Origin of the sequence: Rhodoferax sp., from assembly GCF_034520025.1 — a bacterium.
GTDB lineage: Bacteria > Pseudomonadota > Gammaproteobacteria > Burkholderiales > Burkholderiaceae_C > Allorhodoferax.
On sequence record NZ_JAXHNZ010000002.1, the window covers coordinates 509362 to 530540 of the forward strand.

The following is a 21179-nucleotide window of genomic DNA, read 5'->3' on the forward strand; positions in this document are numbered from 1 at the left end:
AGGAGCGGTGGATGAGCGGTTTAAGTCACACGCCTGGAAAGCGTGCGTGGGGTAATACCCACCGCGGGTTCGAATCCCGCCTGCTCCGCCAGTATTGAAGAACCCTCGTAATTCAATGGGTTACGAGGGTTTTTTGTTTCTTCTATCAGGTGCGAGTCAAATGATAGGCCGTTGCGAACGAGTATACTGACCGGCAAAAACGGGGGGGGTGGGCAGGCCTGTATGGGCGTACGCCTTCATGCACCCATGGCATCTAGTAAGTGCGTCAATGCTGTCCCTCAGCCACAGTAACGCCAAGCTCTGAGTCCAGAGTGCTTTTAGCTTTCATTCAGAACAATCAAGAGGTCTTGCTTTGTTAAATGCACTCGCATCCGCTATCAAGGCGGTGTTCCATATTGCTAGCCCCACGGTAATCGGACGTTCCTTATCGCGCAGTGTTGGCCTGGTCTTTGCCGTGAGTGCGATTTATTGCAGTAACCCTGCTTTGGCTCAACGGGGCCTGCCTGCCTCCGGCTTGGGTGATGAGGCTGCATCCGCTGCGCTTTTTCCCGCAACGAGCGCCGTGGGTACCGGTACCATAAGCCCAAGCCTCCTCCAGGGTACGGAAACCACAGGTGCAAAAGCCATGCTGCCTCAGGACAGCGCGCCCATTGCAAGCCCTAAGCCGGTGATTCGCCCGCAGTTGCCCAGTCAGTTTCAGCGCTTTGTGCAAGAGTCAACTGGCAAGCTGCTTCCCATTTATGGCAGCGACTTCTTTGAATCCCAGCAGTCCACTGCAGACAGCACCTTGCCCGTGCCCGCGGAATACATTCTGGGCGTCGGTGACGAGGTGCGCGTGCAAATCTGGGGCGCTGTGGACTACTCCGGCAGTCACACCATAGACCGCAACGGTCAAATCAGCATCCCAAAAGTGGGTACCTTTTCTTTGATTGGCCTCCCGGTACAAGACTTAGATCGTGCCTTGCGCAGTCAAGTAGGAAAAGTATTTACCAACTTCCAGCTCAGCGCCACATTGGGTCGCCTGAAATCCATACAGGTCTACGTGGTAGGGCAAGTGCGCGCACCCGGCCCGCACAAGGTGCCCGGCATGGGAACCGTGGTGAATGCGCTATTTGCCAGTGGCGGCCCTGCAAACAGCGGCTCCATGCGCAACATACAAGTAAAGCGCGCAGGGCGCTTGATCGCAGTGTTTGACCTGTATGACCTCATCAGCAAGGGTGACAAGGGCCAGGACATAGCACTACAGGCCGGCGACGTCATCGTCGTTCCCCCGGTTGGCCCGCGAGTCGCAGTCACTGGCGCATTGGACCAAGCCGCCATTTATGAACTCAAAGCCACTGGCACGACCGTCGCAGAAGTTTTGTCATCCGGCGGCGGAGTGCCGACACTAGCCCAAACACAAAAAGCATTGTTAGAACGCATTGACGCATCGCAAACCCCGCCTCGCCAAGTGCAGGAACTTTCATTGCAAGGCGACGGCTCCAAATACGCTTTGCGCGACGGCGACTTGCTCACCCTGCTACCCATCAGCCAGGCATTTGGTAATGCGGTCACGCTGCAAGGTGCTGTGGCTGAACCCCTTCGTTACCGCTGGGCCGCTGGCATGCGGGTTTCTGACCTGATACCCGAGCGTGAAGCACTGATCACTGCCGCATACTACAAAAAGAAAAACCTGCTCGTGCAAAACATAGGCCCGGATTCCCGCAATCCCGAGTCTTCAAGGGCGGGCTCCAAAACCTTGTCACGCATTGGTGCCACCGATGAGCAAATCAACTGGGACTACGCCGTTGTAGAGCGTTTGGATAAGGGGCAGCTCGTTAGCCGTCTTATTCCTTTCAACCTAAAAAAAGCAGTGGTTGACAAAGACCCCGCAAATAATCTGGAGCTTCTGGCAGGCGATGTGGTCACCATCTTGAGCCACAACGACTTGCGCCTCCCTCAGGAAAAGCAGAGCCGCATGGTTCGGGTAGAGGGTGAAGTGCCCGCCCCCGGCGTCTATCAGGCACTCCCCGGTGAAACTATGCCGCAACTGCTGCGCCGTATCGGCGGCATCACCGCGCATGCCTATGTTTTCGGTATCGAGTTCAGCCGCGAAAGCGTGCGACAGCGCCAGCAAGAAAACATTGAGGCACTTATTCGCCGCCTCGAATCCCAAGCCCAAGCCCAAATCTCTGCAACTGCAGCAAACAGCAAATCCCCTGAAGCAGTCGCCCAAGCGCAGCTTGTACTGCAACAGCAGCAAGCGCAGCTTAAAGCCCAAATCGAGCGACTAAAAACCCTGCGAAGCAATGGCCGCATGGCACTAGAGCTAAATACTGCTGCGGCAACTCTGGCAGCCTTGCCTAGTGTGGTTTTGGAGGAAGGTGACCGCATCGTCGTCCCCGCCACGCCGAGTCATGTGTCTGCATTTGGCTCTGTCAACAATGAAAACGTGTTTTTGTATCGTCCGGGTAAAACGGTCGGCGAAATCGTCAAGTCTGCCGGGCTCACCGAAGACGCAGAGCCCGACCAAGCCTTCGTCCTGAGGGCCGATGGCAGTATCGTCGCCCGCCGGGATAGGTCAGGGTTCTTTGGTGGCGGCTTTGAATCTGTGGTCGTCATGCCTGGTGACACTCTGGTGGTGCCCGCACAAATCGACCGCGAAAGCCGCTACAACTTCACCGTGCGCGCCCTGAAAGACTGGACCCAAATTTTGTCCAACTTGGGCCTGGGTCTGGCAGCCATCAGAACATTGAGGAACTGAGCGCGACATGACAGACAACACAACGCCCGCCACGGGCGAAGACGACGAAATCAGCCTGCTAGACTCGCTGCAGGTGGTAGTGGAAAACCTGCGCTTGTTGGTGCTAGGGCCGTTGGCTGCGGGCTTGTTGGCCTTGGGCATCAGCTTTTCCATCACCCCCACCTTTACCGCCACCACCAAATTCATGCCGCCCCAGCAGCAGGCTAGTGGGGCTGCAAGTTTGTTGCAGTCGCTGGGGGCTTTGGGTGGGTTGGCAGGTGCTGCGGGGGGCATTAAAAACCCGGCGGACCAGTACGTAGCGTTCGTTAAAAGCCGTAGTGTGCAAGACGCTTTGATTGACCGTTTTCAGCTGACCGAGCGCTACGAGCAAAAATTCAAGCAAGACACGCGGCTTGAGCTGGACAGTAACATTCGGGCCAGCAGTGGCAAAGACGGCCTTATCACCATCGAGGCTGACGACAAAGACCCTGCCTTTGCCGCCCAATTGGCCAACGCCCACGTGGAAGAGCTGGGCAAGCTGTTAAGCCGACTGGCCGTTACCGAAGCCCAGCAACGCCGCGTGTTCTTTGAGAAGCAGCTGGCCCAAGCAAAAGACAGCTTGGTCAAAGCCGAGCAAGCGCTCAAGGCCAGCGGTGTTAGCAGCAATGTTCTCAAAGCCAACCCGCAGGCCGCAGTGGAAGGCCTGGCCAAGCTTAAAGCCGCCATTACCGCCCAAGAAATCAAACTAGCCAGCATGCGCGGCTACTTAAGCGAAAGTGCAGCCGACTTCAAGCAAGCTCAAACCGAGCTGGCGGCCATGCGCGCGCAAATGGCCCGTGCCGAGGCTGAAGAGCCCGCTGCAGGCAGCGGCGCAAATAGTGGCAACGGGAGCAATAGCGACTACATCGCCAAGTTCCGCGAGTTCAAATACAACGAAACCCTGTTTGAGCTGTTTGCCAAACAGTACGAAATAGCCCGAGTGGACGAGAGTCGCGAAGGCGCTGTTATTCAAGTGCTAGACGCTGCCCAAGCACCTGAGCGCAAAAGCAAGCCCAAGAAAGCAATGATTGCACTGGTCGCCACGCTGGCCACAGGCTTTGCCCTGTTGCTATTCGTTTTTATCCGCCACGCATTGCGCAGCGCGGCACAAGACCCGAATTCCGCAGAGAAGTTAGTCCTGCTAGGCCGTGCCTGGGGCAAAGCCCTTGGACGGGCGTAACCGGTCTTTCTAAAAATATCAAGGGCGACGCGTATGTCAATTTTGGCTATTGGGTTCGGGGCATCGTTGCTAGTAGCTTTGCTGCTGGTGTTATCTCAAAATTGGCATGGTCATTTCAGCATGGATGGCATCGCCGGTGTGCAAAAGCACCACGAGCACCCCACGCCGCGCATTGGCGGTGTGGCCGTCGTGTTGGGTTTGCTGGCGGTTTGGGCATTTGCTGCTGCAAATGTGCAGGCTATTCTGGGCCCCATGTTGCTAGCCAGCCTTCCAGCTTTTGCAGCTGGCTTGCTGGAAGACGTTACTAAAAAGGTAGGCGTGGTGCCCCGCCTGCTGGCCACCATGATTAGCGGTGCGGTGGCTTGGTACCTTACGGGGGTCGCCATGCGCAATACAGGTGTGGGTCCGTTGGATTGGCTGTTGGCATTTACACCCGTTGCAGTGCTGTTTACAGCGTTTGCCGTGGGGGGTGTGGCCAATGCGGTGAATATCATCGACGGTTTTAACGGCTTAGCCTCGGGCTCGGTGGCCATCATGCTGGCCGCCATGGGGTGGATTGCATTTGGCGTGTGCGATGCATCTGCTGCCACCGTTTGCTTTGCTGTAGCCGCCGTAGCGCTAGGCTTTGGTGCCATGAACTGGCCGCTGGGAAAAATCTTTCTGGGGGATGGCGGTGCCTACTTGCTGGGCTTTTTGCTCGCCTGGATGGCCGTGCTGCTGCCCATGCGGAATGCGCAGCTCACCGCCTGGACCACCATGCTGGTGTGCGCCTACCCAGTGCTGGAGGTTGCCTTCTCGGTGCAACGCCGTCGCAAACGCGAAGGCCACCATCCAGGCCAGCCTGACAAGGCGCACCTGCACCATTTTTTGCACCGTCGGCTGGTGTGCAAGTTGTTTCCTGGCCACAGCGCCGCCCTCAAAAATGGTTTGACCAGCCCCTTTTGCTGGTTGTACGCGGCGCTGCCAGCCGGGTGGGCCGTGGTATTCGCAGAACAGCCCGCCATGCTGGCCGTAGGTTTTGGCGTTGCGGTTTTTACGTATGCCGTCATTTATGCCCGCCTGACCCAATTCCGCTGGTGCCTGCCCTTTTTTGAGCGAAAAGCGGCAGTAGCTCCCGTCAATGTTGAGTAAGCAGCTATTAAAAATATAGCAAATCGACGTGACTATAAACACACCGATTACCCCAGACACCGCTGCAGCTTCTGCGCGGCAGCTCTTGAGTGGGTTGCTACTTTTTGGAGAATCTCAGACGTTGGAGTTCAAATCCAGCTTCGACAAAGCCACCGTGGAAACCTTGGTTGCCTTTGCCAACGCGCAGGGCGGTACGGTGCTGATCGGCGTTACCGATTCTGGCAATGTGCAAGGCATCACCTTGGACAAGGAACGCCTTAACGAATGTCTGGTGCACATCAAAGCAGCCACTAGCCCGTCCATCATTCCTGATCTTAAACCGCATCAGATTGGCGGTAAGGCAGTCGTTACCGTCGACGTGGCCGAGTTCCCTGTGAAGCCAGTCAGCACTAAAGGCCGCTACTACAAGCGTGTGGCTAACACGAACCAAGCGCTCAACGCCAGCCAAATTGCCGATCTGTACATGCAGACCCTGCAACTCTCGTGGGATGCTTACCCGGCGCCCCACGCCAAAGTTGACGATCTATCGCCAGCCAAAATAGAACGGTTTGTGAGCCAAGTCAACGCCAGTGGCCGTTTTGCACTTGATACCGCGACGCCAATGCAGGCACTTGAAAAGCTCAATTACATCCAGCAAGGCCAGCCCACTTGGGCTGCCATGCTGCTATTTGCCCAAGAGCCATTGCGGCACCACATTCATATTGGCCGCTTCAAAACGCCCGACTTGATCATTGATGACCGTCAGATCACCGACACCCTATTTGAAGCGGTTGACCAGGCGATGAAGTTCATCGTTTCATACGTCGCCGTAGCCTTTGAGTTTGATGGCAGCATTCAGCGCAAAGAGCGCTATGCCTACCTATTGCCCGCCTTGCGCGAGGCGCTGCTCAATGCCGTGGTGCACCGCGACTACACCGATGGTTCAGACATTCAGGTCAAAATTTTCGACAAACAAATCACTATATTTAGCCCGGGCACCTTTTTCGGCAAGCTGACGGTGGCAGACGTACAGGCCGACAGCTACCAGTCTAGTCTGCGTAACAAGCTCGTAGCCAAAGGTTTCTATCTGGTGAATGCCATCGAGAAATACGGTAGCGGCTTCATTCGCATCCGCAAGGCGCTGCTCGACTACCCTGAAGTTGAATTTACCGTTGAGGAAAAATTTGGCGGTGTTGTGGCAACCTTTACCCAACTTAAAAGCCAAACCAGCACTGCGGGTGAGGGTGTAAATGGCGGTGTAAATACGCCAGAGGACCTACTAGCGATCATTCGGGTGCGGCCGGGCTTGAAAGCCGCAGAATTGGTGACGCTGTCAGGCAAACCACAGCGAACCATAGAGCGCTGGCTCAAACAACTTAAAGCCGATGGACAAATACAGTTCACTGGCGCGCCCAAAACGGGCGGGTACTTCCTGACGGAGCAAAAGAAATGAGCCCGCAACACGTTGTCTATGCACGGGTGGTGCAGTTTTGCTGGTGCTTGCCGATGGTGGAGAGAAAAGTAACTTTAGCCCAGGTTAGGGTTACCTAAGTTGATATTTATTCTATAGCGAATATTCTGTGATGAGTCATCAGACGATTGCCCAAACCGTGTTAACACCCTTCTCAGTTCCGTTAGATCCTCAAGTTGTCCTGACCAATGAAGTGCCATTGGAATCGCGCGACCTAATTTGGGCGACATTTTTCGAGTCTCGCAATCGGGGCATAAGCTTGGATGTCCATTTTCCCTGGATGAGTGATGCAAGTAGCACTTACTGTTTGACAATTTACGACCAGGCTTTGAGCTGGAAAAAGACGGCTGTGGCCGCATTGGTAATACGGGTAATTCAGTCTGCAGTTGGCGATAGTTTTGGTTTGATAGGGTTGGTGTGCGTCACGCCAAAATTCAGGCGCCTGGGAATTAGTAGCAAACTTATGCTAGGTGCCGTTGAAGTTGGCATTGCTCGCCATTGGAAAGGATTGATGTTATGGACCCAAAAACCTGACGTCTATTTAGGACAAGGATTCTTCATTGCGGGGCGTGAACTGTTCGGGTCAGTCGAATGCCTGTCGGCCACGCCTATTAGCGCAGTTACACTTTCAGCCATTTGTCAAAAGGACTGGCCTACGACCACCGATATCGGATTGCGAAGAGGATTACCGCCCTTTGCCACTGGGGCAATCGAATATTCGCAGGATGGAAGCCGGCTCGTTGTTCTGCAGACACAAACGGGGCCAACAGTAGCCGATTGGGATGGGGAGGCTGATGTCGTTCTGAAAATTATAGGACAGGTGCTTCCCAGAAAATGGTTTCTAAACACTTACCCGGACGATGCGGTCATGACGCTACTGGCATCAAAAGGCATGGAATTCCAATTAACCGCTGCAACAAGTCGAATGACAAAATTGCTTTCTGACCAAGTTCCATTTAGGTGGCCGAAGGTGGGAATATTGGACCGTATTTGAATTTACCCAAAAGCACTATTTCATGAACGCAATATCTATTCCTTTAGTTAAGGTCGCGATGCCACCGCGCGAAGTATTAATGCCAGCCTTAGAACAAGTCCTCTACAGCGGCATGATTGCGGAAGGCGAGCATGTGTATCGTTTCGAGAAGGAGTTTGCTGCCACATTTGAGCTGCCAATGGCTATAGGAATGAGTAGCGGCACAGCAGCCTTACACATTGCACTCCTCTTGGCTAACGTAAATGCAGGCGATGAAGTCATTACCACGTCAATGACGGCGGAGCCCACAAATACTGTGATCCTTCAGTGTGGTGCTGTTCCGGTGTTTACGGATGTGGATGCGCAGACTGGAAATCTTTCGCCCGAGGCAGTAGCAGCAGCGGTAACGCCACGTACTAAAGCCATTGCTGTGGTTCACTATGCCGGGTTTCCGGCTGATTTGGCAGCCCTACGGCGAGTAGCCGATCTACACGGCATCGCGTTGATTGAAGACGCGGCACATGCTCTGGGAGCGAAACACAACGGCCAACCTATCGGCACTATTGGTGACTTTGGTATTTTTTCGCTGCAGGCAATTAAGCACATGACCACTATCGATGGTGGTGTGCTAACTATGCGCGATGCCAATTATGCGACGCTAGCTCGCAAACTTCGCTGGTTCGGTATGGCCAAGGGTGTACCCCGTACCGAGGTTGACATTTCTCGCTCGGGCTTTAAGTACAACATGAGCAACGTGGCCGGCGCGATGGGCGTCGTGCAACTGGAGTATATCCAGCCACTCATCGATCGCCACATAGAGAACGGCCGCTTTTTCGATCAGGAAATAGCGAAAATCCCGGGCCTTGATGTAACCAGAACCGATCTAGGCTCTGAGCCTTCTTACTGGCTCTACAGTGTGCTTAGCGAGGATTCGGACGACATTGAGCGTAGACTTGCCGCTGCCGGAGTTTCGGCGTCTAAATTACATCGGCCCAATCACCTTCATTCGGTGTTTGAACCATTTCGAAGGCCGATGCCCAACTTAGAAACCTACTACCGTCGCCTGACACATATTCCTTGTGGATGGTGGGTTACTGACGAGGATCGTCAACACATCGTCGAGACTCTTCGCAAAGGTTGATCAGTTGTGGGTACTCAAGCCGCCGTTATCCCGCTTTTCTATCCGGTTCGCCTACCGGAAATGGAAGATGCTGCGTTGAGCGTTCTGCAGTCGGGGCAGATTGCCGCAGGTCCGAATGTGGCTCAGTTCGAAAATGAATTCGGTCTCCTCGTCGGAAGTGATCATGTGGTTACTACTAGCGATATGACAAGTGCGCTTGTACTCGCGCTACGGCTCGCTGGCGTTCAGCCGGGCGACGAGGTGGCTACCCTGGCGTTTTCATGCCTCTCTTCAAACTCGGCGATTAGCATCTCTCAAGCGCGTGCTGTTTGGGTTGATCTCGACCCCGAGACAATGTCCATGTGTCCGCAAGATCTGGCGCGTAAATTGGGGTCGACCGTCAAGGCCGTTGCGCTTTATCACGTCGCAGGCTACCCTGCCAATACGGACGAAATCGCAACAATATGCCGTGCTCGTGGCATTCCGTTGATTGAGGACTGCAACAACGCATTGGGGGCCACACTCCATGGCCAGCCTGTCGGACAAGCTGGTGACTTTGCGGTGTATTCTTTTTATCCGAATCGGCAGATCAACGGGTTGGAAGGCGGTGCATTGGTCTGCCCCGATGTGCAGACTGCGCAACATGCACGTAAGCTGCGCCGTTTCGGCATCGACTTCAGTACCTTTCGCGATGCCCGTGGCGAAATTAACCCAGACTCTGATGTCCCCGAGCTTGGCATATCGGCAGTGTTCAGCCAACTGAATGCCACCGTAGCGATATCGCAGTTGCCGACACTCGCAGCCCGCCAGCAACGGACAAAGCAAAATGCGGCCCGATTGGGTGAACTGCTGGAGGGTACGGCGGGCATTCGTCTTGTGAATACAGTACCAGGTGGCTCACCTGCATATTGGGGCTTGTTGCTCTATGTTGAGCGTAGGGACCAAGTGCTTGCGGCACTTAAGAGCAATGGAATCCAATGTTCGGTTCTGCATCAGCCAAATGACACGTACTCGGGGTTTCACAGTTTGCCCGTTGATATGCCCGGTACGGGTTATGTCTTGGATCACCTACTGGCCCTGCCGTGTGGTTGGTGGCTGGACGATGATCAGATCACCCACATCGTTAACGCTGTTAGGCATGCGTGTCAACTCCGATGACAGCACCCAGCCAGTCGATATCGCGTTATCGCACAGCACTTGACTTGTTGATGCTATTCATTAGCAAGTCTGGTGCGATCGTTGTTGGTATGTTCTTTTTACCTTGGTATCAGCAACTGTTGGGGCCTGAGGCCTTTGGAATTGTGGCCCTGGTGTTGTCGCTTCAAGCGTTCTTGCTCATGTTGGATCTGGGTACGTCAACGTTGGTTGGTCGTGATTTGGCATCCGGTCAAAGTCACTACCCCGCCGACGTCACCTTGAGTGCAGCGCAACTAGTGCTGCACATCGCCTATCTTGTGCTTCTCGTCACAGCGGTTGCTGTTGGCAATATCTGGGCAAGCACAGTTTCGGTATGGCAGCTTATTGCCTGTGTTGTCTTCTTTTGGGCCCTAACTGTACAAAATGTGGGCCAGTCGGCCCTACTTGCTCGCAGGGCGTATCTGCAAGCTGGCAAAGCACAAACCATCGGTGTGATTGTCAGAGCGGTCATCACCCTTGCGGCACTCAAATTAGTCAGTGCGAACCTCACTACTTTCCTTCTTGCGCAAACGGTCACTGCAGTGATTCAGATGGTCGCCACCTCTTGGCTGTGTAATCGCGCCTTAGACAGTAGGCAGTTAAGTTTCAATATCCGACCTCTGCTGCCCATCGCCCGGGAGATCGCCTTACGTGGAAAGCCATTAGTGCTTTTTGGGTTGGCTGGTGCTGCAGTAATGCAGTTGGACAAGGTCATCATCTCCACTTTTTTATCACCATCTGAATTAGCCCCTTATTTCTTGGCCAGTGTGTTGTGCCTTACTCCCATCAGCGTTATGGCTGGTCCTATCACGCAGTATTTTCAACCCCGAATAGTCGCGAGCATCAGCAACGGCACAGCCAAGGAAACTGAGCGTCAACTACGACTATTCACTACTGCAGTTATTTGCGCTGTAGCCATACCCTCCGCCTTACTTTGGCTGGGCAGGGATTTTGTAGTGCACGCGTGGCTACACGGGCAATCCAACTCGATTGTCGTGTCGCAATATGTGTCCATACTGCTTCCCGGTATTGCATTTGGTTCACTAGGCTTCATCCCATACACCCTGTTGGTCGCCCATCAAGATTACGCGGCACAAGCTGGCATGTCTACCGCCATGACCGTTATCACACTGGTGGCAACGATTGGCTTTGCAGCAAAGGGCAGTGCTGAAGGTGTTTGCTGGGTTTACGCTGCTTATCACAGCCTATCCGCTGTGGTGTCTTGGTTGCGAGCGATACAACTGCAGCCACCCCCACCCCACCAATACGCTAGCCGCACAGCGGCTCGCGCGTTGGTAATGTTGTTACCACTTGCTGCTGGCGGGGTACTAATCGCTTACGCAGCGCCTCACTTTTAACCTCGAAACCCTGGAATTGGAAATGCTACAAGAAAAAGTTCTCATGATCACCGGCGGTACCGGATCGTTCGGCAACACCGTGCTCAATCGCTTTCTCAACACCGACATCAAAGAAATTGTGATTTTTAGTCGGGATGAAAAGAAGCAAGAGGACATGCGGATTGCACTAAACAACCCAAAGGTGAGATTTCAGATTGGCGACGTGCGTAACTACGAAAGCATTTCCAGGGCCATGGTGGGGGTGGACTACGTCTTCCATGCGGCAGCACTGAAACAGGTGCCTTCCTGTGAGTTCTTCCCGATGGAAGCCGTGCTGACCAACATCAACGGTACGGAAAATGTCATGAACGCCGCAATCGACAGGAATGTCAAAAGAGTAGTTGTACTCAGTACTGACAAGGCTGTGTATCCCATCAATGCTATGGGTATCTCCAAGGCAATGGCAGAAAAGCTGCTTATTGCAAAATCGCGCACCGTCCAGGCAGGCGGGCCTGTTATCTGCGCAACCCGTTACGGCAATGTCATGGCATCTCGCGGCTCGGTCATCCCGTTATTCGTCGATAAACTTAAGGCAGGTCTGCCGCTGACCATTACAGACCCGAGCATGTCTCGCTTTCTGATGTCGCTAGAAGACTCGGTGGACTTGGTAATGCATGCCTTTGAGCACGGTCAACAGGGCGACATTTTTGTTCAGAAAGCTCCGGGTTCTACCATTGGCGATTTGGCTCAAGCAATTCAGGACTTGTTTAAGACAGAAGTACCAATCAAAATAATCGGAACGCGGCACGGTGAAAAGCTTTATGAGTCGCTAGTATCTCGCGAAGAAATGGCTAAGGCAGAAGATATGGGCGACTACTATCGAATCCCAGCGGACAACCGGGATCTCAACTATGACAAGTTCATTCTTGAAGGGCAACCAGACGCGAATGCCCTCGACGACTACACGTCTCACAGTACTGAGCGGTTGACAGTGCCTCAAATCAAAAAATTGCTGCTCACGCTCAGCTATATCCAGGAAGAACTGAAGAAATGAGCCAGCCGGTCGTTTCGGTCGTTATCCCTACCCATGAACGGGCGCAATATGCTGTTCCGACCATTCGGTCTATGTTGGCGCTTCAGGGCGCGGTCGAAATAGTGGTTTGTGACACCAGCGCTGAAGATCTCATCTCTGCTGAGTTGCACGACAGCCCTCATCTGTCGCGACTCAAACTTGTCCGTCCTGGCAAGACCTTGAGCGTGGTGGGCAACTTCAACACCGCGCTGGCAGCGGCCACAGGCAAGTACCTGACCTTCATCGGAGATGATGACTTCGTCTCCGAGCAGATTGTGACCGTGGCCAAATGGGCAGAAATCCACCAGATTGACGCCATCAAGTTTAGCTTTCCCACCCTCTACTTCTGGCCTGACTTCCGCCACAAGACTCAGGATGACGCCATCGCGGGAACCTTGCGGACCGGTACTTTCAGTGGCAAGGTTACCCCGCACGATGCCAAAGCGGCCGCATTGCAGGCGCTCGTGAACTTTGGCGGAGGTGTCATGGAGATGCCCAGGGCATATGCAGGTCTTGTCTCAATGGAATTGGTAAAACGCATTCAGGATGAACACGGCCCACTGTTCGGCGGCGTCAGCCCCGATATATACAGCGCGTTCCTGATCTCGCAGGAGGCGCGAAAGTGCGTTTACATAGATTACCCGGTCATTGTCCCCGGCGCGTCCGGCGCTAGCACGGCAGGACTGAGTGCAAAGGGAAAGCACGTCGGAGCCTTGAGAGACAACGCACACATCCGGCCCTTCCGCGATCTCGTATGGGATGCATGTATTCCAGAGTTCTACAGTGTTCCCACAGTCTGGTCATACTCGTTGTTGAAGGCCGTGCAAAAACACGGAGCCCTCACAGAACAAATTAACTTCGTCCGGCTGTACTTGAAGTGCCTGATGTTTCACAGGCCGTTTTTGCAGGAAACACTCAAAACCGCTGCCGCATACAGACGTCAAACCACTTGGGGTCTGATTGTTCGTTCGGCATTCACAGCGACCTTTTCAGAAGCGACCTGGATCGCAAAAAAAGTCATCGAACGCCTATTGCAAAAAATCAAGAAGAACCAAGACCAACAAGTGCTCCCGAATCTGGACGACACCGAGGCAGCCAGCTTAGCGTTCCAAATGAGCATGAGCCGGCACGCGACCCAGCTAGAGTTGCATTGAACTAACATGGCCATCTATATCTTCACTTACGCGCTCTACTTCGCCATCCTCGGCGTCGGGCTGAGGCGCAAGAACACCAGACGATGGGTTGTGGCAGCGACACTTCCTATGTTTGCGTTGGTATGGCTGCGAGGGACTGTGGGCGTGGATCTCCCGATGTACGTGCAGTCCATCGAAGTAATTCAGCAGAGTGGGGGCTATAACTTCCTTTTTGAACCGGGGTTCGAATTTCTGATTCTTGCATTGGGTCATGTTTCAGCCGATCCATTGATTTCTGTGAAATTGATTGCAACAATCACAACACTGCTGCTACTGTGCACGAGGTGGCGTACCAATACCGCCTATCAGGCAATTAGCCTAGGAATCATTCCCTACTTCTATTTCGACATGACCATGAATGGCCTGCGATACGGCCTAGCATTTGCAATCATGCTGGTATCGTTGAACAGTCTCATGTCCACTCAGAGATTACGCTACGCATCATCAACACTGATTGCTGCTTCAATGCAGGTATCCTCATTGTATTTGAGTGGCATCCTCCAGATACTGCTCAAACCGAATTGGAAGTACTTGCTTTTCATGCTCACCTTTTTGATTGGAATGATATCGGTGGGCTCAGAGTACTTTCTGCTGAAAGCATCGGTCAATGCCGAGCTTTCAAAGCCGGGTATTACTGCTGGTGTGGCGCCGCTATTCCTGTCCGTTCTTGTGCTCATTGGCTGCTGGAAGAGCAAGACGATTCTGCAATCGCACCGTAGAAAATTGCAGACCCTGTTCATTCTGTCCATCTCCACTTATTGCGTGACACAAATCAGCTACGCGGGACTGCGATTTCAGCAACTAAATTACTTTTTGATATTGCTCTTCGTGATCTATGCAAGTGAAAAATCCGAACTGAAAAGCTCCAAGATAATTCTCACAACACTCATCTTGACATCTGTGATTGGCTCGGCATTCAGACTCAACAATTTTCAATCAGAAGCCGGCATTGGCGACGCCCCTTTCGTGCCATACAAATTTTACTGGTCAGAGTAATGTCGAACAACACAACCAATGAGCTCGGCATCTCTTTCATATTGCCTATATTTAATGTTGAGCCGTACTTGAAAAAATGCCTGAATAGCATCGAACATCAGACCTCCGTTCACTGGGAAGCAATACTTGTGGATGATGGATCAACCGACAACTCCTCAGACATTTGCAAATATTATGCATCACAAAATTCAAAATTCAGATACATCAGACAGGCCAATCAAGGCCAAGGCAGCGCTAGAAATAATGGATTGAAATTAGCAAAAAAGAGTTTTGTTTGCTTCGTAGATCCAGATGACTGGATCAGCAAAGAAACAACACACACCTTACTAGAGCTGATGAATACAAGTGATGCAGATTTTGCCAACTTCGGAATAGAATTCATCACAAGCAGCGGAAAAATAAAGCGAAAAATTAATAAATTCGAACAGATAGAGCTTACAGGCAGGGCGATTTTCCATAAGGCGTTGCTAGATTCTGATGTATACACCTCTCCATGCAACAAGATATACAGAACATCATTTCTGAAGATAAACAAAATTCAGTTCCCACATCTTAGAGCCTACGAAGACATATTCTTCTCAAGAAAGCTCTCATTACACTCAAGGAAATGTCTGTTTATTGAGAGTGTTTTGTATCACGCACTGATCCGAACAGAGAGCACAACAAGAACTCTTACCCCTCAAAAGATTACACAAGCGAATGATGTAATTCTCCTCGAAAAATCTGCCTTCATTGGTCCAGAGACATCAGGAAGTGAGCTAGAAATTTTCAATGCCCACATCCTAAAGTTCACAACCTACATGATTTTCCAGGCGGCCTTTCGGGTGCGCACTTATAGCGACTACATGACTTGTGTTTCGGCTATGCACTCAGCATCCAAGCCTGCATTACTTGAAACACCGCGAGCACCTCACCACCTTTCGATGAAGAATAGAGTCATGACTTACGCCGCATTCAATGCCAAAATTACCTACTGGAGCGCCAAGCTTTTTGGCTTGCTTGGTTACAGGCCTTATTGAATTAATAAGGTCAGTTTTAGGGAAAAAATTACAAGAAGCCGACATGCCATCACTCAAAAACAATCACATCACATTGTCCATTGTTAGCCACGGACAACTTTCACTTGTTTGTAATCTTTTGAGAGATCTTCAAAAATTTGAGTTACTCGAAACCTCAATCATCCTCACCATCAACATTCAAGAAGAACTGTCTGCACTTAAGGAATTTCGAAATCTGCCGATTACGATCATTCAGAACAATCAACCAAAAGGGTTCGGCGAAAATCACAATTCTGCATTTGAAGCAAGAAAATGTGATTTTTTTGTGATTATCAACCCTGATATTCGCATAGGCGAATTCAACAAAATCGCTTTGTTAGGCCCTTTCCAAGACGCTGGTATAGGCGCAATCGCGCCACTGGTTCTTTCTCCCGCGGGCCATACCGAAGACAGCGCGAGACGCTTTCCTTCGTTGACACGGTTGATCAAGAGAACCGTTTTCGGGAAACGTGAGCCCGATTACGCGTGGAATGACAAGCCAATAGACGTTGATTGGGTTGCAGGAATGTTTGTCGTTTACAGATCGGCGGCGTTCGAAGGGATCGGCGGCTTCGATCCCAGGTACTTCATGTACATGGAAGATGCGGATATCTGTCTCCGCCTGAAAAGGGCGGGGTGGCGCACAGTTCTTCAGCCGGCCTGCTCTGTGGTCCACGACGCCCGCCGAGCCAGTCGTCGCAGTTTGCGCCATCTTCGATGGCACCTCGCAAGCGCGTTTCGCTTTCTTTTTCTGTAAGCGTCCGGCCGACCCATCTTGATGGAATGAGAGCACCCGAGTTCGACAGTTCACGTCCAATTTCCCGGTGGGAATCCAATGAAATCAACGGCTTACAGCTTGTTTTCTAGATATTTGTGGTGGCACGTGTCGTATGGTTTTACTTCAGATCGTGGCTTCGCGCGATCTAACCTTATTCGTTATGCGGAAGTTTTGATGGTGGGTGACGCCAGTAGCCCTAGAAATCTAGTTCTATCCTGTGTGTGGATTGAAGTTGTGCATATCTTGCGTGAGAAACGTTTATTTTCATTAGCTATCGTTAAAAATGATTCTGTTTTGTGGTTGTGGTAACGGTGATACGAATCGAACTGAATGTCACAGATTGACATCTGCTAGATGAAGTACACTGTGGACTGTTTTTTCAAATGGAGGTTCTGATGAACGTTTCTAAATTCTTGGCGGCTGTAGTAGCTGTTTCCGCTCTGGTGGCTCAACCGGTGTTTGCGCAAGCAGCTGGTGCTGGTGCTGGTGCTGGTGCTGGTGCTGGTGCTGGTGCTGGTGCTGGTGCTGGTGCTGGTGCTGCTGCAGCAGCAGGTTCTGCTGTTGGTGGTCTTTCTGCTGGTGCTATTGCTGGTATCGCTGTCGGTGTTGCTACTGCTGTTGCTGTTGCAAGTAGTTCGAATAGCAGCTCGGCTTCCGCTTCTGTAAACTAATTCGTTGTAAGCTCCAAAAATGGCGCCTCATGGCGCCGTTTTTTTATGCCTGACCTTTCCTCAACATCTATGCGGCGCACTTTTTGGCTTTTTGTTTTCTGTTGGGCTGTGCTATCTGCGGGTTGTGCGTCTAGCACTGCGCAGCAGGCTTTGGTCGCGGCTTTACAAGGCAATTTGGCCAAGTCGGGGCCTTCTGTTGACACTGCACCGCTGAACCCAGCGTATCGCTATCTCCGGGTGGATGTGGACGGCGCTGGTTCTGCTCTTCTGGTTCTGGGGTATGTGGAGCCTCACCCCGCCGGTGCCGTAGAGGTGTGGTATTCGTCTTTGGGCGAAGTGCTCAAGACGCAGCAAGGTCGCATCGTTGGTACGGTGGGTTTGCCTACGGACTGGAGTTCTGTAAGCTATCACTCGCTGCCTGTGGCTTGGTCAGATGCGGGTGCCCAAGCGTCTGCCTACGAGCGAGTGCGCAGCGTGCTTCCGAGTTATCGCTTTGGGGTGAAGGAGCGTGTGTTGCTTGCCCCTGTTCCGCAAGCGGATTTTGGGCAGATGTCCTCTGCCATGTTTGCCGGTGGCTTGCGCCAGTCGGATGTCACCAAATACCGGTGGTACCAAGAGCAGGTGGCCGGTGCTGTGGCCCAAAGATTGCCGATAAGCTGGTATGCCCTTGGGCAGCGGGATGGACGTGACACGGTGGTTTTTTCTAGGCAGTGCCTAGCGCCTGACTTGTGTATGAATTTGCAGCTTTTGCCGGTGCGAGATAAGGCTTTGAACCCATGATTTTTCCTATGCGACAGATTGCTTGGGTGGTTTCGTTGTGGGGGCAAGTTGCTTTGCAGGCGTATGCGGCAGATGTGCCGGTGTTGCCGGGCGAGCGTGCAAGTGATTGGCTGCTGCGCACAGCGCCAGCAAGCACGCCTTCAGACATGGTGCAATGGCGTGTTGAGGGTGAGAAGGGGCCTCAGCTGCGCTTGAAAGAGGCTGTATTGGCCTACTTGACGGCGCAGCCTCCAACAGAGCAAAACAGTGGTTTGGCTGCGACTTTGCAGTCCTTGCCAATCACAGGGCGTGTGGTGCTGGCGAGCAGCGATGCGCGTTGGTTGCAAGGAACCCCCAAGCAAGACCCTGTGCTGGCGAGCGGGCAGACCATGCACCGCTATGGGGCGGCTGGTTCGGTGGCCGTTTTGTCTGATAGTGGTGGCGTTTGCTTGGTAGAGCAGGGCGCTTTCACTTCAGTGGGGGCGTATGTGCGGGCCTGCCTTGCCGATGCAGATGAGGTTGACTGGGTATGGTTGGCGCAGCCCGATGGCCGCGTCAGCAAAGAAGGTATAGCCGCGTGGAACGCCGATAAATTGGCCACCCTGGCTCCGGGTGCATGGTTGTTTGCGCCCCGCCGTGGAGTGTTGCCACTCAGCCAGTCTGAGAACATAGCCCGGATTTTGGCCACCCAAGCGCCTGCCCATGTGCTTTTCCCCGGCAAACTGGTGTTGCCTGTGGGGGAGCCGGTAAGTGGTTTGCCTGCTGCACCTGCAGAGGTCCGGCCGTTGCAGCTGACAGTATCTGATTGGGGTGATATCGGGCTGATTCAAACGCCGTCCGCGCGCATGGAGTCGGCGGGCACGGTGCGCACACATGCCTCTGCCATTTACCCCTACACCAGAATGAGTGTGCTTTTGCAGCCCATGGATTGGTTTGAGTTGGGGTTTAGGTACACCGATATATCGAACGCTTTATACGGCCCGGATATTGCCGGTGACCAGACCTACAAAGACAAGTCGATTGATGTGAAGCTGCGATTGCTCAAAGAGGGCGTTTTGACGCCCCAGGTAGCCGTGGGTTTGCGTGATTTGGGTGGCACTGGGTTGTTTGCCAGCGAGTACTTGGTGGCAAACAAGCGCTGGGGTGCTTGGGATGCAAGTGTGGGCTTGGGTTGGGGCTATATGGGCGCGCGCGCGGGGGTGTCTGCACCTTTTGCGTTTTTGGGCTCCGGCTGGAGAACGCGTTCTGTTTTCACGGTGAAACAGGGTGGTGCGACGAATGATCAGAGTTACTTCCGTGGAGACGCCGCTGTTTTTGGTGGGGTGCAGTGGACATCACCTTCGGGCAAGTGGGTGTTTAAGGCGGAGCTGGATGGAAACAATTACCAAAATGAGCCCTTCGCAACGACCCAGCCCCAAAATAGCCCGCTGAACTGGGGAGCTGTGTACCGGTATTCGCCGAATGTGGATTTCTCGGCGTATGTGGAGCGAGGCAACCGCGCGGCTGTTGGTTTGACTTTGCATTTCAACGTCAACCAGGTAGAAATGCCTAAGCCTTTGGACCCTGCGCTGCCGCGTTTGGCTGCTGCATATCCGGTGTCTTTGCAGTCGGCTCTTCTGGCGGATGAGGTCAGGCTGTATTCCGGTTGGCGGGTGCAAAGCGCGGCTGTGAATGGCACTACCTTGGAACTGCAAGCCCAAACGGATGGTGCGCTCTATATCCAAGAGCGCTTGGACCGGGCTCTGGTGATTGTGAATAAATGGGCGCCTGCCCATGTGCGCCATTTTGTGATGGAGTTGCACGAGCGTGGTTTGCCCATGACACGGGTGCAGGTGGATCGCGCCGAATGGCTGGCAAGCCAAACCCGAGCGGATGCGCCATCGCTCAAGCTGCCTCCTTTGGAGGTGTACGCAGCTCCCTCGCATATTTCTGATAAGCGAGGCACCGATCAAGCGGACAGCGCGGGTTTGCTTGGTCGAGCGCCGGTTTTGGAGGTTGAACCGAGCTACAGCCAGATTTTGGGCGGCCCGGATTCTTTTATCTTGTATCAGGCGGGTGTGCAAGCTAAATTGAACCTGAGCCTGCAGCCCAATACTTGGCTGAGTGGCAACGTCAATGCGCGTGTTTTGGATAACTACGATTCGTTCAAGTTTGATGGGCCAAGCAATTTGCCCCGCGTCCGGACGGATGCGCGTCAGTACGTCACTACCTCTCAATTCACTGTGCCCAATCTGCAGCTAACCCATGTGGAAGATTTGGGCGGTGGCCACTATGCGAGTGTGTATGGTGGCTACTTGGAATCCATGTTTGCGGGCATCGGTGGTGAGTGGCTATATCGGCCTTGGAAGGGGCCGTTAGCCTTTGGCGTGGATGTGAATCAGGTGCGGCAGCGTTCTTTCGCGCAAAATTTTGGTTTGCGTGACTATGGGATAGCTACGGGGCACGCGACGGCTTACTGGGACACCGGCTGGAACGATTTGCAAGTGAAGTTGCAGGTCGGGCGCTATTTGGCAGGCGATGTGGGTGCCACGCTGGACGTGCGCAGGGTTTTTTCCAATGGCACGACGATTGGTGCCTGGGCGACCAAGACCAATATTTCTGCCGCGCAGTTTGGCGAGGGTAGCTTCGACAAGGGTATTTATGTGTCTATACCTTTTGACCTGTTGTTGCCCAAGTCTTCACCCAGCGTAGCGAGAGTCACATGGGCACCTTTGCTGCGCGATGGGGGCGCTCGCTTAAACCGCAGCTTTGCTTTGTTTGACCTGACAGCGCAACGCGATTCGCGGGCGATGGCGTTTACCTCGAACCCTACCAGCCGGTCTGCAAACCGGTTTGTAGCAGGGGGTAATTTGTCGCGAATAGATTCAGAGCCCGTTGACCGTTGGAAGAGTGGCAAGGATGACGTTTGGGGTGCAACCCGCAGCGTCGGGGATGTGCCTTCCTCCACGTGGTTACTGGGTGCTGGTGTAGTGCTGGCTGCCAGTGCATTTGACTCTCAAGTGGACAAGTGGGTTGTGAAGCACCAAGCCAGCGAAGCTGGTCGCGCTGCCAAGATAGGCAGCGCCATTCCTTTCTTGATGGCAGCGGGCTCTGGTGTTGCGTTGACGGGCCTTGCAGGTGAGCATACAGCCAACACGGCCCAAACGGCATTGTTGTCAGCTGGCGTGGCCGTGGGCGCTAATTTGGGCTTGAAGTTTGCAGTGGGCCGAGCGCGTCCGTTGGATGGCCAGGGTGCAGCTGCTTTTCAAGGTGGGAATGCGGGGGATTCAAGCTTTGCGTCCAACCACATGGCAGCTGCATTTGCGTTGGCGACCCCCTTTGCCCAGCAGTACGACATGCCTTCGCTCTACCTCTTGGCCGCTGCAACAGGATTTGGCCGCATGCAACAGCGTGAGCATTGGCTGTCTGATACGGTAGCAGGTGGTTTGCTGGGGTATGCAGTCGGGTCGCTGATGTCTAACCAGCAACTGCGCAGGGAGAAGGGCTGGAAGCTAGAGGTGTCTCCAAGCAAGATAGGTGCCACGAAGAGTTTCTAAACCATGGAT

The 21179-nt window shown here is 53.3% G+C and carries 16 protein-coding genes and 1 tRNA gene; all 17 read left to right on the forward strand.

Annotation, left to right across the window (positions count from 1 at the left end; translation table 11 throughout):
• The first annotated feature begins 1 nt into the window (after nt 1).
• Nucleotides 2-91: transfer RNA gene (locus U5L73_RS10660), tRNA-Ser, on the forward strand.
• A gap of 534 nt (nt 92-625) precedes the next feature.
• On the forward strand, nt 626-2743 hold the full coding sequence (locus U5L73_RS10665) for a polysaccharide biosynthesis/export family protein (protein WP_322562328.1): 2118 nt from the start codon (nt 626-628) through the stop codon (nt 2741-2743).
• Between the two features lie 7 nt (nt 2744-2750).
• Nucleotides 2751-3941, forward strand: a complete 1191-nt coding sequence (locus U5L73_RS10670) for a Wzz/FepE/Etk N-terminal domain-containing protein (protein WP_322562329.1) — start codon at nt 2751-2753, stop codon at nt 3939-3941.
• 33 nt (nt 3942-3974) lie between these two features.
• Nucleotides 3975-5072, forward strand: coding sequence for a glycosyltransferase (locus tag U5L73_RS10675; RefSeq protein ID WP_322562330.1), 1098 nt, complete (start codon nt 3975-3977; stop codon nt 5070-5072).
• Between the two features lie 28 nt (nt 5073-5100).
• Nucleotides 5101-6504 (forward strand): RNA-binding domain-containing protein, encoded by a 1404-nt coding sequence (locus U5L73_RS10680; RefSeq protein ID WP_322562331.1) that lies wholly within the window; start codon nt 5101-5103, stop codon nt 6502-6504.
• A gap of 130 nt (nt 6505-6634) precedes the next feature.
• Nucleotides 6635-7516 carry a GNAT family N-acetyltransferase gene (locus U5L73_RS10685; protein WP_322562332.1) on the forward strand — a complete coding sequence of 294 codons (882 nt, stop codon included), beginning with the start codon at nt 6635-6637 and terminating at the stop codon, nt 7514-7516.
• A 22-nt stretch (nt 7517-7538) separates the two neighbouring features.
• On the forward strand, nt 7539-8636 hold the full coding sequence (locus tag U5L73_RS10690; protein WP_322562333.1) for a DegT/DnrJ/EryC1/StrS family aminotransferase: 1098 nt from the start codon (nt 7539-7541) through the stop codon (nt 8634-8636).
• Between the two features lie 6 nt (nt 8637-8642).
• Nucleotides 8643-9773 carry a DegT/DnrJ/EryC1/StrS family aminotransferase gene (locus U5L73_RS10695; RefSeq protein ID WP_322562334.1) on the forward strand — a complete coding sequence of 377 codons (1131 nt, stop codon included), beginning with the start codon at nt 8643-8645 and terminating at the stop codon, nt 9771-9773.
• Nucleotides 9770-11149, forward strand: a complete 1380-nt coding sequence (locus U5L73_RS10700) for a lipopolysaccharide biosynthesis protein (protein WP_322562335.1) — start codon at nt 9770-9772, stop codon at nt 11147-11149. Before U5L73_RS10695 ends, U5L73_RS10700 begins: the two co-directional genes overlap by 4 nt.
• A 22-nt stretch (nt 11150-11171) precedes the next feature.
• Nucleotides 11172-12182, forward strand: a complete 1011-nt coding sequence (locus U5L73_RS10705) for a polysaccharide biosynthesis protein (RefSeq protein WP_322562336.1) — start codon at nt 11172-11174, stop codon at nt 12180-12182.
• Nucleotides 12179-13354: a glycosyltransferase family 2 protein gene (locus U5L73_RS10710; RefSeq protein WP_322562337.1), complete on the forward strand. Its 1176-nt coding sequence runs from the start codon at nt 12179-12181 to the stop codon at nt 13352-13354. Before U5L73_RS10705 ends, U5L73_RS10710 begins: the two co-directional genes overlap by 4 nt.
• Nucleotides 13355-13360: 6 nt before the next feature.
• Nucleotides 13361-14389, forward strand: coding sequence for an EpsG family protein (locus U5L73_RS10715; RefSeq protein WP_322562338.1), 1029 nt, complete (start codon nt 13361-13363; stop codon nt 14387-14389).
• Nucleotides 14389-15408 (forward strand): glycosyltransferase, encoded by a 1020-nt coding sequence (locus U5L73_RS10720; protein WP_322562339.1) that lies wholly within the window; start codon nt 14389-14391, stop codon nt 15406-15408. Before U5L73_RS10715 ends, U5L73_RS10720 begins: the two co-directional genes overlap by 1 nt.
• A 43-nt stretch (nt 15409-15451) precedes the next feature.
• A complete protein-coding gene (locus tag U5L73_RS10725; protein ID WP_322562340.1) occupies nt 15452-16183 on the forward strand; it encodes a glycosyltransferase in 732 nt (243 codons plus the stop codon).
• Between the two features lie 480 nt (nt 16184-16663).
• Nucleotides 16664-16870 carry a hypothetical protein gene (locus U5L73_RS10730; protein ID WP_322562341.1) on the forward strand — a complete coding sequence of 69 codons (207 nt, stop codon included), beginning with the start codon at nt 16664-16666 and terminating at the stop codon, nt 16868-16870.
• A gap of 113 nt (nt 16871-16983) precedes the next feature.
• Nucleotides 16984-17655: a YjbF family lipoprotein gene (locus U5L73_RS10735; protein WP_322562342.1), complete on the forward strand. Its 672-nt coding sequence runs from the start codon at nt 16984-16986 to the stop codon at nt 17653-17655.
• Entirely contained in the window at nt 17652-21170 is a 3519-nt protein-coding gene (locus U5L73_RS10740) for a YjbH domain-containing protein (RefSeq protein ID WP_322562343.1), read from the forward strand. The genes U5L73_RS10735 and U5L73_RS10740 overlap by 4 nt, the downstream gene beginning before the upstream one ends.
• The last annotated feature ends 9 nt before the right edge of the window (nt 21171-21179 follow it).